Genomic DNA, 12,642 nt, shown 5'->3' on the forward strand with positions numbered 1-12,642 from the left:
TTTCCCCCGATTGTCGATCCGGCACGCCCCGCGCCGTTATTCCAGAGACGCCGTGACGCGTCATCCCCAAACCCGCACTCGCCGTCAACCGCCTTCGCCGCCCCCGGCCAGCCGGTCGATCTGCGTCCGGTAGGCTTCGGCGAAATCCGCACCGAACAGCTTCTGCAGATCGTCCTGCAACTCGCGCACGATCTCGCTGTGCAGCGTCTTGAACAGGTCCCAGTACCGCGCCTTGCGGGCGCCGGGCAGGATGCCGTCCAAAAGCGAACTGCGTTCGAGCCGTGCTTCCAGCTGGCCGGGCTCGAACCGCCCGATGACCGTCTTCAGCGCCACCTGCATGCCGGCGAGCACGGCCAGCTGATGGGTCTTGATATCGCTCACCGCCTGGTCGACCGCCTGGTCGATGGCGAGGAAGCCTGGCACGTGCTGCAGCAGCATGACACGCATCGCCTCGTCGGCGCTGCCGGCGAATTTCAGCGGGTTGTTGTCATGGGCGCCCAGCATGGTGCGCTCGATATGAAATTCCTGCTTGGTCGAACCGCGGGCCGCCAGGATCTCGATCAGGCCCGGCACGAGCACGCTCAGCATGCGGCCGACCCGTTCCATCAGCGCCACGCTTTCGGCATCGTCCAGACTCACGCCGGTGATCCCGACCGTTTGCAGCAGGGCCGCGACTGCGCCACGATCCGCATCCGTCGCGACGGGCACCGCCCGCGGGACGGGCCTGGCCACCGGCGCAGCGGACGCCCGATCGGACGGCTCGTCGAATGCGTTGCGCTCGGGCAACGGCGGCACCGGAGCCACGGCCGGCGGCGACGGCGCCGGAAATGGTTCGTCTTCCTGCTCCGGCACCACCACCTTGGGTGCGGCCGGCGCCTGTGGTGCCGCGGCACCCGGCGGCGCGAAATCCAACAGGTCGTCCCAATCGTCCGGAATGCCCGGCGACGAGACCTTCGGCGGCGCGAAGAACGCGGAGGTGCCGGCCGAATGATCCGGCTGCGAGGCGCCGGTCCATTCCTCGGCGCTGGACGAAGGACCGAACAGGTCGTCGTCATTGTCGGGCAGCATGGGGCGCGACGATTGGAAGTCCGGCATCGACTCCGGTTGCCGGTGATCCGACATCCGATCGTCGAAGGCCGGCGGATCGAACGGCGTGAAGTCGCCGGCGCTGCCCGGGGCCGGCCGGCTGGAATTGCTCCGGGAATCGCTGCCGAAATCCCCGAGCAGGTCGTCGAACGGATCCGGCTCGGCCGAGACGGGCGGCGCGGCGCGCGGCGCGAATTCCGCCTCGAAATCGTCGACCGGCGCCGCGGCCTGGTGGAAACCGGTGACCTCCAGCGCATAGCCGCCGATCTGCAGCAGGTCGCCCGGCTGGATCGGCATCGGCACGTCGCGCGGCAGGCGTTCGGCGCTGTTGTTCAGGAACACGCCGTTGGTGCTGCAATCGACGATCACGTAGCCGCCGCTGCCGGCCTCGATCACGCAATGGCTCTTCGACAGCACGCGCGCCGGATCGGGCAATACCAGATCATTCTCCGGTCCCCGGCCGATGCTCAGACGACGATCGATCTCGATGCGCCGGGGCGACTGCGTGCCGAGGGCGGGATCGGTGGTCTGCATGGAAACGATCAAAGGCATCGAAGGGTTCTCGACCGGTCCATGACGCCTCGAACCACACCTCGTTCAAGGCCCGTGGATTGAAGAACGGGTACGGAGCTTAGTACCACGCAGGGCGCGCGCAAGCCACTCCGACAGGGCCGCTCTGCGGCAGGGATCCGTGTAAAAACAAGGCGATCCATATCGTCATCCCCGCGAAGGCAGGGATCCGGCGTTACGCAAGGTAGCGCGGAAACAAAAGACTCATGTCGCCGCAAAAGCGGCTCAAGCTGGATTCCCGCCTGCGCGGGAATGACGGTGGAGCTGAACGCAAGGGCCATGGCCTAACCAAGTGACTGGCCGGGTCAAGCCCGGCCATGACGACCGAAAAAACAATTCACTGCAATTCCCGGATCGCCCAAAGCGCCATGTCGAGGCCGGGGAAGTCGCCGGCGACATGCAAGGCGAGCCCGCCCGAGGCCTGCAGGATCTTCCAGTGCGGGCTGGATCGGTCGAGTTCGAAATAGGTCACGCCTGCATGGTACGGGATCTGGCGCGGCGCCACCGGCAACGGCCGGATGCCGATGCCGGGCAGCGCCGAGTTCACCAGATCGCGGATTTTCTCGACCGGTCCCAGCTTGACCTGGGCCGGATAGCTCTGGCGCAGCCGTTCGGGCGGGATGTCGGCCCGGACCGCGAGCACGAAGCCGGCCGTCGCCAGCAGCTGCTTGTCCATGATGGCGGCGACATAGATGCCGTACTTGCGTTCCTGCAGCGGGATCGAGACCGCCGTCTGCTCGACGACGGCGCTCAAGGACTGCCGGATCGAGCGGATGACGGGGCCGAAGGTCGTCGTCAGATCGTGGTGGCGATAGGTCCCGAACGCCGGCGGCCGCTTGGTCGTCGTGAAGAATGTGCTGAGCTCGCCCGCCAGCTGCACGGCCACGCCAAAGAAGGTCTCGGGATGGACCGATGGGCATTCGTTCAGGTGCTGGAAGATCGGTTCGTAGCGGTTGGCCAGTTGCAGCAGCAGGAAATCCGCGATCTCCGCCGCACCGCGCGTGCCGGAATCGGACACGCGGCCGGCGAGCGCCTCACCCCGGTGATGCAGCAGCCCCTGGATCTCGGTCAGGTAGTTCGAAAGGTTCTTCGAGACCTGGCAATCGGCCACCGAAGGAATGTAGGTGTCATCCAGCACGATCTGCCGGTCGGCCCGCATCTCGACCATGCGGCCGATGGCGAGGCAGATGAAGCCGTTGCGATCCATGCCGTCGATCAGGATACGGAACCGCAGCTGCCCGACCTCGACCGTGGTACCGGCGCGATTGTCGGCATTGGCATCCTCGACCGCCTGTTCGGCCACGACGAAGCGGGCCGCCGTCTCGAGCCCGATGCGCCGGTCCGCCTCGGCAGCGCCCGGCTGGTAGGCCGGCAGGGCCAGGTAGATGATGGCGTCGCGGACCGTCTCGGGCGGCTCCAGCGGGATCGGCTGGTCGGCGTCCTCGGGAACGGCGAAGGGCGTGCCGTCTTCGAGGATGCCGCGCGCTTCCTCGATCGCGAGCTTGCCCAGGCTGAGGAGCTCGCGATTGAACCGAAGATGCGTGAGGCCCCAGCCGAACGGCCGGAGCGGCGCCGTCCGGCCCCGCACCAGCTTTTCCATATAGCGGTCGGCCTGCTGGAAATGCTGGGCCCCGAGGAACATGCCCTCCGACCAATTGACCTTATTGTCCCAGGACATGCCTCTTCCTTCCCCCGGGCGGCCCCGCCCCGTCGTTCTCCAGCATTCCTACCATTGCCGATCAATCATAGGCATAGGTGAACTCGCCGTCGGCCACGCCGACCTCGACCTTGGTGACCGGACGGCCTTCGAGCATCCGCTCGAGGAATGCCTGACTCAGGGTCGGCAGGACGGTGTTGGTCAGGATCGCATCGATCATGCGGCCGCCGCTTTCCAACTCGGTACAGCGCGCCGCCACCAGCTTGACCACGTCGGCATCGTAGATGAACGGGATCTTGTGGTTGGCCCTGATCCGCTTCTCGATCCGGCCGAGCTGCAGGCGGATGATCGAGGCCAGCATGTCGTCGCTCAGCGGATAATAGGGGATGGTGACGATACGGCCGAGCAATGCTGCCGGGAACACCTTCAGCAAAGGCTCGCGTAGCGACTTGGCCAGGCCCTCGGCGTCCGGCATCAGGTCCGGGTCCTTGCACATGTTCATGATCAGATCGCTGCCGACGTTGGACGTCAGCAGGATCAGCGTATTGCGGAAATTGATGAGGCGGCCCTCGCCGTCCTCCATGACGCCCTTGTCGAACACCTGGAAGAAGATCTCGTGGACGTCCGGATGGGCCTTCTCGACCTCGTCCAGCAACACGACGCTGTAGGGCTTGCGGCGCACCGCCTCGGTCAGGATGCCGCCTTCGCCATATCCCACATAGCCCGGCGGCGAGCCCTTGAGCGTCGAGACCGTATGGGCCTCCTGGAACTCGCTCATGTTGATGGTAATGATGTTGGTCTCGCCGCCGTAGAGCGCCTCGGCCAGGGCCAGGGCGGTCTCGGTCTTGCCGACGCCCGACGGCCCGCACAGCATGAACACGCCGATCGGCTTGTTCGGGTTGTCGAGGCCGGCGCGCGAGGTCTGGATGCGCTTGGCGATCATCTCCAGGCCATGGGCCTGACCGATGACCCGCTGGTTCAGCGTACCCGCCAGCTTCAGCACGGTCTCGATCTCGTTCTTGACCATGCGGCCGACCGGGATGCCGGTCCAGTCGCCGACCACCGAGGCGACCGCCTGGGCATCGACGCACGGCAGGATCAGCGGGCTGTCGCCCTGCAGCGTGTCGAGCTCGGCAACCAGGGTCTTGAGCTCGGCCAGCAGGGCCTCGCGATCCTGCCCTTCGGCCGGTGGAACCGGTGCCGCCAGGCCTTCTGCGGGCGCGACTTTGGCCGCTTCCGCTGCTGCCGCGGCCTCGAGGTCGCTCTTGGTGCCCTCGACGGTGCCGGTCGACCCACGCAGCTTGGCGCGCAGGGTCAGGACCTTGTCGACCAGTTCCTTTTCGGTCTGCCAGCGGGCTTCCAGGCCGGCCAGCCGCTCGCGCTCGGTGGCGAGCGAGGCCGCGACCGTCTCTTCGCGATGGGCGGTGTCGAGGCCGATCGCCTTCTCACGGCCGATGATCTGGTTCTCGGTCTCGAGCGACTCGATGCGGCGGCGGCTGTCGTCGACCTCGGCCGGCACCGCATGCTGGCTGATCGCGACCCGCGCCGAGGCCGTGTCGATCAGGCTGACCGACTTGTCGGGCAGCTGGCGCGCCGGAATGTAGCGGTGGGACAGTCGGACGGCGGCCTCGATCGCCTCGTCCAGGATCTGCACCCGGTGATGCTTCTCCATGACCGAGGTGATGCCGCGCATCATCAGGATGCAGCGGTCCTCGGTCGGCTCGTCGACCTGGACGGTCTGGAACCGGCGGGTCAGCGCCGGGTCCTTCTCGAAGTATTTCTTGTATTCGGCCCAGGTCGTGGCCGCGACCGTGCGGAGCGTGCCGCGCGCCAGCGCCGGCTTCAGCAGGTTCGCCGCATCGCCCGTCCCGGCGGCACCGCCGGCGCCGATCAGGGTATGGGCCTCGTCGATGAACAGGATGATCGGCTTCGGCGACGCCTGGACCTCGTCGATCACCTGGCGCAGGCGGTTCTCGAACTCGCCCTTCATGCTGGCCCCGGCCTGGAGCAGGCCGATGTCGAGCGACAGCAGGCTGACTTCGCGCAGCATCGGCGGCACGTCGCCGGCGATGATGCGCAGCGCGAAGCCCTCGACCACCGCCGTCTTGCCGACGCCGGCCTCGCCGGTCAGGATCGGGTTGTTCTGGCGCCGGCGCATCAGGATGTCGACCACCTGGCGGATCTCGTCATCGCGGCCGACGATCGGATCGATCTCGCCCTTGCGTGCCTTTTCCGTCAGGTCGACGGTGAAGCGCTTCAGCGCTTCCTGCTTGCCCATCTGGGCCGGCGGCATGGCGCCGCTCGTCTCGCCCGGCGATGCGGCCCCGTCGGTCGAGCGCATCGCCTCTTCCGGCGATCCGCCGGTGATCTTGGCGAACTGAGTGCTGAGCGCGTCCGGCGTGACCTTGCCGAATTCCTTGGAGATCTGCCCCAGCGCGTTGCGCAGGGTCGAGGTCTTGACCAGGCCGACGATCAGGTGGCCGGTGCGGACCTGGCTTTCGCCGAACATCAGGGAGCCGAACACCCAGCCGCGCTCGACCGCATCTTCGACATGGGTCGACAGGTCCGAGATCGACGAGGCGCCGCGCGGCAGCCGGTCGAGCGCCTCGGTGATATCCTTCACCAGGCGCGAGGGATCCAGCTCGAAATGCTTGATGATCCGATGCACGTCGGAATCCTGCGACTGCAGGATCTGGTGCAGCCAGTGCACCAGCTCGACATACGGATTGCCCCGCATCTTGCAGAAAATCGTGGCACTCTCGATCGCCTTGTAGGCGAGCGGATTGAGCTTGCCGAACAAGGCGACGCGGCTGATCTCGGTCATCACTGGCTCCTACAGGCAGGTTCGTTCAAAGGTCGCGGGTTACGATATGGGCCGCTGGACGGTCGCTCATGCGGCTTGGCCCAGCGGGTTGAGTTCGAGGTCTTCGGCGTCTCGTTCGGCCGGCCGCGTAAGGCCCCAGCTGGTCCAGCCGAGCCGCGCCCGACCGCCCAGTTTCAGCTGGGGGATCTCGTCGCGCTTCAAGATCAGCTTGATGTCCCAGGTCAGCTCGTCGCCGGCATAGAAGCGCACGAGCGGTACCAGTCGCGCCAGGCTTTCGCCGCCCGGCAGCAGGCGTTCGTACTCTTCGAGGCTGAGCGGCCCGAACGAGATGCGGAACTTGTGATGGCAACTCCAGACCCGGGCGCCGGGTGCCGTGGTCTGGCCCAGCGATCCGCTTTCCGGCGAATCGCCCAGCTTCCAGCGCAGTTCGTCCGGCAGCTTCATCCAGCCGGGCACGAATTCCTCGATCTGGACCGGCAGACCGAAATAGCCGGCCAGGATGGCCTGCAAGCCGGAGGCATGGCGCGTCTGGGCCGCGAACTGCCCGGCATAGTGCAGTCGCACCTCGTCGGGCAGCACGTCGCGGTCGCGCAGCTCGCTCGTGCCCAGGCCGAAGGTGGCGCCGAGGTAGCGGCCGAACGGATCGTCGTCCGGCCGGTCGAAGCTGACCGCCGGCTCGTTGATCGCCCAGGCCCGATACATCAGCGACAGCATGCGGTGGTGGAACAGGTCGAGGAACCGCGCCATGGTCGGGTCGGCGTGATGGCGCTGGCGTTCGCTGGCGAACTCGGTCAGGTGCAGCGGCAAGGGGCCGTTCGGTCCGAACAGGCCGAAGAAATAGCTGGTCAGGCGCGGCAGGCCGCCGGCGGTGCCGGGCTCGAACGCCGCCAGGGTCGAGGGCGCGGCGATCATGTGCACCTCTTGGGCGAAGCGCACGGGATCCTCCGCCGCATGGGACGAGGTCCCGGTGCGCGGCTTGTCGGCATATAGGTTTTCGAGCCGGCGCAGCGCCTGGAAGAAGCCGAAATGATATGGCTTCTCCGCCAGAGCCTGCATCAGCTCTAGACCAGATGGCGCTGACCGGGCCGTCTCTGCCATCGCATGATCTCGCCTCTGGTGACCGTCCGGAAGACGGTCTCGGTGAAAGAGTTGATCGTCACGTATTTCGCGAAGAACCGTTCCAGCACAGCCGCCAGCAGGAAGCCGCCGGTGCCCTCGAACGCTTCCTCGGCGCAGGTGAAGGTGACCTCGAGCCCGCGCACGAAGGCGATCGGACCCGGATGGATCGCCCGGCGCACGATCGGCTTGCTGGAGATCGAGCGCACGCCCTCGATCTGCTTGCGGACGCTGGCCTCACCCAGGTCGGCGTAGAGCGACAGCAGCTCGCGAAACGCCGCCGCACCGTCTTCCGGGCTCTTGTCGACCAAGGTCAGATAGTTGAGCGACAGGTGGCTGATCAGGTGCCAAGTGGTGTCACCCTCCGCATGGGACGGCCGGGGCCAGGTCGGCCCGGCGACGCAGCGAACGGAATTGACCGGCGCGCCGATCTGCATGGTGAAATCGGTCGTGCCCTTGCCCACAGGCATGTCGAGCGGCAGGTCGCGGTTGGTGCACAGCACCTCGACCGCCAATTGCCGGAGCGTATGGCTGTAGGGCGCCTCGCGCGCATCGACCAAGGACACGAAGGTCTCGCTGCCGATATAGGACGAGCGCGGGCCGCGCGTCCGCTGCCGGCCCGACAGCAGGCGCTGCTCGCGATGGACCGCATAATAGGCCTGTTCCGGATCGATGCCGCCCAGGTCGGTCGCACCGAAGAACGGGCGGAATTCCTGGGTCACTTCATTGCCGGCCGAAACGCCGCCGACCGAGAGCACCCGGTAGACCTCGAAATCCATCGGCCGGGTGCGGTCGACCACGACATGATGCTCTTCGGTCTGCTCGGTCAGGTGGATCCGGTCGGCCACCTTGGGGAACAGGTTGATGATCGGCGTGCAGAACAGCGTGAAATCCGCAGGCCCGATAGCGTGGTCGAGCCGGGAATCCGCCCGCTTCAGTAGGATCAGGATATCGAGTTCGGTGTCCGCGCAACGCCGGATCGCCGGCGCCAGTCCCACCAGGTCGATGAACATGAAGCGGGCCGGACAGGCGAAATATTCGTGCAGCAGCCGATAGCCGTCGAACGACTGCCCACCGAACGGCAGCAACGCCTGTTCCGGCTCGAACCCCATGGCGCGGACCGGCGCATTGCGCACGATCTCCTGCCAGGGCACCGGGCGCCGGGTCGGGCGGACGACCATCGCCTGGGTATGGGCGACGAGCGCTTCGTACAACCGCATCGACTTCTCGGAAACGCCACCCAGATAGAGGGTCAGCCGGTCGAGCGGCAGCTTGTCGAACGGAATGTCGCCCGTCGTCTTCAGGCGCAGGCGGATCGCGGCGGGCGCGCCCTGGATCTCGCCGACACCGAGCGTCGCGACCGCGCCGGGCGACGCCAGATATTCGAGTTCGGCCACCTCGAGCGGCCACAGGGTCACGTCATGCGCGGTGCGATATTCGCACGCGGTCTGGTCACCCTTGCCGAGCAGGCTGCGCATGCCGGTGCCGCGCGGCACCTTGAACCCGTCCGCGAGGCCGCCCTCGGTCAGGTCCGGAAACAGCCGCGCCACCGCCATGGACGGCGTCGGCTGCAGATAGTGGGGATAGACCAGATCCAGCAGATGCTGGGTGAACCGGGGAAAGCGCGCATCGACCTTGAGCCGGACGCGCGCGGCCATGAAGGCGAAGCCCTCGATCAGCCGTTCGACGTAGGGGTCGGCGCATTCGAAGCTATCGAGCCCCAGGCGACCGGCGACCTTCGGGAATTCCTTGGCGAATTCCCCGGACATTTCGCGAAAATGCTGAAGCTCGGAATTGTAGTATCGCAGCAGCTTGGGGTCCATCAGGTCCCCCTGGCGCCGGTGAAATCAATCACCTTCACGGCGCCCAATTCGAGATCGACCTCGGTCCGCAGGAAGATGCGCTGCGAGACCGGCTGGGCCCACAGCTCGCCTTCGATCTCGAACACGACCGCATTGTGCGCCATCAGGTCGGCATCGACCGCGAGCCGCACCTTGAGGGTATCCTTGAGGATGCGCGGTTCGAACGAGGCGATCACCTGGCGCAGCCGCCGTTCCATCTCGATCTGGATCTGCTTGAAATTCGACGCCGTGATGCCGCCCAGGGCGGGCGCACCGAAATTGAGCACCGAATCGGCGACGTGCGGATAGGCGTCCAGGTCCTGGACCGACGCCAGGTTGGTGCAATTCAGGAGCCAGCCCAGATCGCGCAGCACGCCCTCGCGCAGCCGGCGCAGCGACAGCACGCGCTGATCGCGCGATTCCTGCTTCTGTTCGGGCTCGCTATCGACCAGCCGGTCCAACAGCGACGGCTGCAAACGTTCCTGTTGGGTAAGTTCGGCCATACCGACTTACGCGTCCGGTGGCGCGTCTGTGACCGCGTCCGGCGGCGCGTCCAGGACGATCCGACGCACATCCATGATCGAGTAATCGCCGGTATCGGCGGTGAACATACGCTGGCCCAGACCGACGAACAGATCCTCGCCCTGGTCGGTCCACTCCGTGCGCCGCGCCAGGCGCAACGCCGGATCCTCGGCGATCTCGGAACCCGGGTAGCGGGTCGGCAGCAGGGCCACCGTCTCGCCGCCGGTGGTCAGCGTCAGATGGGCCGGCAGCCAGACCACGTCGCGCAGGTCTTCCGGCGCTTCGATGTCGATCTGCTTCAGGCGATTGAGCGGCAGCCAATAATAGCGCCCGTTGATGATCGCCTCGATCATCGGACCCAAACGGGAATCCGCATCGGCCAGCCAGGTGAAATTCTGGGTATCGAAGCCGGCACCCTCGATGCTGCCGGTACTGCTCGGCGCCAGATCGAAGGCCTCGGCCCGCACCGCCTGGGACTGCGCCACGGCGCCATGGCTGCCCAGCCGCAGGGCCTCCAGCAACAGCGCCATCCAGCGCTCGGGCTCGCCGAACAGCAGAGGGGAGCGTTCGCCGGCGAAGACGGCCGTTCGCAGCGCTTCGCACTGCAGCGCTTCGCGATAGGTCTGTACCATGGCGAGCGACGTCGCTTCGAGGTCGCCCACGACTTTGAGCTGGGTCAGCGCCCGGTCCCAGTTGCCTTCGACCGACAGGAGTTGGAACAGAAAGGTTCGCAGCTTGGCGTTCGACGGATCCTTGCGGACTCGCCCCTGCAATTCCGCCAGGGTTTTCGAGAGATCGCCATCGCGGAGCAGGTCTTCAAACATGCGTCTCTCCTTCGGCTGCATGCGCGCATGGCGCAACTGCCAGGCATAGCGGAACCGGCGACATTTTCCCGTCGCCGGTTCCGTCCATATCTATTCAGAGACGTCACGCTCCCCTCCCCTGAAGCAGAGGAGCGTGACGAACGGAATCAGACCTTAATGTTCTCTTCGATGTTCCACTTGAATTCCTTCGCCGGCGCGCCGGTGCCGTCGTCCTTCTGCTCGGCGTAGGCGTAGTTGATTTCGCCGAAATTGAGCGTGACGTTCTCGGTCAAGCGGTCTTCACCGCCGCTGCCGCCGGTCGAGACGGAGCTGACGAGGATCTTCTTCAGCGTGATCTTGAGGTATTCGAGCGGAGCCTTGCCGCCCGACTTGCGGATGGTCAGCAAACCGTCGGTGATGTGTTCGCCGCTGGCGGCGTTGAGCAACAGGGCTGCGGACGAGCTGTCGATATACTTGGTGAACGACAGGTCCTGGAAATTCGCCTTGCCCGAACCGCCGCCGCCACCGCCATGGAACGTGCCGCTGTTCGACAGGCCCCAGGACCAGGCCAGAACGTCGATTTCGCCCTTATGCACCGAATCCTTGGACTCGCCAGTAACGCCGTTAAGCTGAATGAACATATCAAGGGCCATGAGAGCCTCCCATATTTAGAATAGACGTTGAATAGACTACCTCGCGCTACGCCAGGATGGCGTAACGCGCTTCACACATCATGCGGCCTTGGACGAAGGCAGCTTCGAAACGAGACGGAGCGAGACCGTCAGGCCTTCGAGCTGGTAATGCGGCCGCAGGTAGAACTTCGAGGAATAATACCCCGGGTTCCCTTCGACCTCCTCAACCACCACTTCGGCCGCAGCCAGCGGCTTCATGGCTTTGGTCTGCTCGCTGGAACGGCTCGGATCACCATCGACGTACTGGTTGATCCAGCCTTGCAGCCAGCGCTGCATGTCTTCGCGCTCCTTGAAGGAACCGACCTTGTCGCGGACGATGCACTTCAGGTAGTGGGCGAAGCGGCAGGTCGCGAACAGGTAGGGCAGCCGCGCCGCCAGATTGGCGTTGGCCGTCGCGTCCGGATCCTCGTACTCCGCCGGCTTCTGCAGCGACTGGGCGCCGATGAAGGCTGCGAAATCCGAGTTCTTCTTGTGGATCAGCGGCATCAGGCCGACCTTGGCGAGTTCGGCTTCGCGCCGATCGCTGATCGCGATCTCGGTCGGGCACTTCATGTCCACGCCGCCATCGTCGGTCGGGAACGTATGGGTCGGCAGACCCTCGACCGCACCGCCGGACTCGATGCCGCGGATGCGCGAGCACCAGCCGTACATCTTGAACGAGCGATTGATGTTCAGCGCCATGGCATAGGCCGAGTTGGCCCAGACATACTTGCTGCTGTCCGCGCTCTCGGTCTCTTCTTCGAAATCGAACGCCTCGACCGGGTCGGTCTTGGCGCCGTAGGGCAGCCGGGCCAGGAAGCGCGGCATGGCGAGGCCGATGTAGCGGGCGTCGTCAGATTCACGCAGCGAACGCCAGGCCGCATATTCCGGGGTCTGGAAGATCTTGGTCAGATCGCGCGGGTTGCTGAGCTCGGACCAGCTGTCCATCTGCATCAGCGTGGGCGCCACGCCCGAGATGAAGGGGGCATGGGTCGCAGCCGAGATCTGCGCCAGCGAGGACAGCAGCTCGACGTCCGGAGGCGAATGATCGAAGTGATAGTCGCCGACCAGGCAGCCGTACGGCTCGCCACCGAACTGACCGTATTCCTCTTCGTACATCTTCTTGAAGATCGGGCTCTGATCCCAGGCCGTACCTTTGAATTTCTTCAAGGTCTTGGCCAGATCCTTCTTGGAGATGTTCATCACCCGGATCTTCAGCTGCTCGTCCGTCTCGGTGTTGTTCACGAGATGGTGCAGGCCGCGCCAGGCGGCTTCGAGCTTCTGGAAATCCTGGTTGTGCAGGATCAGGTTGATCTGCTCGGTCAGCTTCTGGTCGATCTGCGCGATGATCGCGCTGATCGTGTTGACCACGTCGGCCGAGATCGTCACCGAACTGGCCAGCGCCTGTTCGGCCAGCGTGCGAACCGCCGTCTGGACCGCCGACTGGGCCTCGGTGCTCTTCGGGCGGAACTCCTTCTCGAGCAGGTTGGCGAACTCGCTGAACTCTACCGATTGGTCGCCCTGGGCGACCGCATTTTGCAGCTCGGACATT

General features: G+C 65.6%; 9 protein-coding genes. All 9 read right to left on the reverse strand.

The annotated features are described in order from the left end of the window. Positions 1-84: 84 nt before the first annotated feature. Complete coding sequence (tagH, locus tag VGV37_RS21125; RefSeq protein WP_326881740.1) at positions 85-1,638, reverse strand: type VI secretion system-associated FHA domain protein TagH; 1,554 nt, start codon at positions 1,636-1,638, stop codon at positions 85-87. A gap of 355 nt (positions 1,639-1,993) precedes the next feature. Next, positions 1,994-3,334 carry a type VI secretion system baseplate subunit TssK gene (gene tssK / locus VGV37_RS21130; RefSeq protein WP_326881741.1) on the reverse strand — a complete coding sequence of 447 codons (1,341 nt, stop codon included), beginning with the start codon at positions 3,332-3,334 and terminating at the stop codon, positions 1,994-1,996. A gap of 61 nt (positions 3,335-3,395) precedes the next feature. After that, positions 3,396-6,137 carry a type VI secretion system ATPase TssH gene (gene tssH / locus VGV37_RS21135; protein ID WP_326881742.1) on the reverse strand — a complete coding sequence of 914 codons (2,742 nt, stop codon included), beginning with the start codon at positions 6,135-6,137 and terminating at the stop codon, positions 3,396-3,398. Between the two features lie 66 nt (positions 6,138-6,203). After that, positions 6,204-7,193 carry a type VI secretion system baseplate subunit TssG gene (gene tssG / locus VGV37_RS21140; RefSeq protein WP_326881743.1) on the reverse strand — a complete coding sequence of 330 codons (990 nt, stop codon included), beginning with the start codon at positions 7,191-7,193 and terminating at the stop codon, positions 6,204-6,206. A gap of 5 nt (positions 7,194-7,198) precedes the next feature. Further along, positions 7,199-9,076, reverse strand: coding sequence for a type VI secretion system baseplate subunit TssF (tssF, locus tag VGV37_RS21145; RefSeq protein WP_326881744.1), 1,878 nt, complete (start codon positions 9,074-9,076; stop codon positions 7,199-7,201). Further along, positions 9,076-9,597, reverse strand: coding sequence for a type VI secretion system baseplate subunit TssE (tssE, locus tag VGV37_RS21150; protein ID WP_326881745.1), 522 nt, complete (start codon positions 9,595-9,597; stop codon positions 9,076-9,078). The genes tssF and tssE overlap by 1 nt, the downstream gene beginning before the upstream one ends. A 6-nt stretch (positions 9,598-9,603) precedes the next feature. Then, on the reverse strand, positions 9,604-10,440 hold the full coding sequence (locus tag VGV37_RS21155; RefSeq protein ID WP_326881746.1) for a type VI secretion system accessory protein TagJ: 837 nt from the start codon (positions 10,438-10,440) through the stop codon (positions 9,604-9,606). A gap of 146 nt (positions 10,441-10,586) precedes the next feature. Continuing rightward, the gene (locus tag VGV37_RS21160) at positions 10,587-11,072 is read right to left on the reverse strand and encodes a type VI secretion system tube protein Hcp (protein WP_326881747.1); all 486 of its coding nucleotides are present in this window, start codon (positions 11,070-11,072) and stop codon (positions 10,587-10,589) included. 78 nt (positions 11,073-11,150) lie between these two features. Further along, positions 11,151-12,641, reverse strand: coding sequence for a type VI secretion system contractile sheath large subunit (gene tssC / locus VGV37_RS21165; protein WP_326881748.1), 1,491 nt, complete (start codon positions 12,639-12,641; stop codon positions 11,151-11,153). Position 12,642: the final 1 nt, after the last annotated feature.

This window comes from Aliidongia sp. (assembly GCF_035943795.1).
In the GTDB taxonomy this organism is placed as follows: domain Bacteria; phylum Pseudomonadota; class Alphaproteobacteria; order ATCC43930; family CGMCC-115725; genus Aliidongia.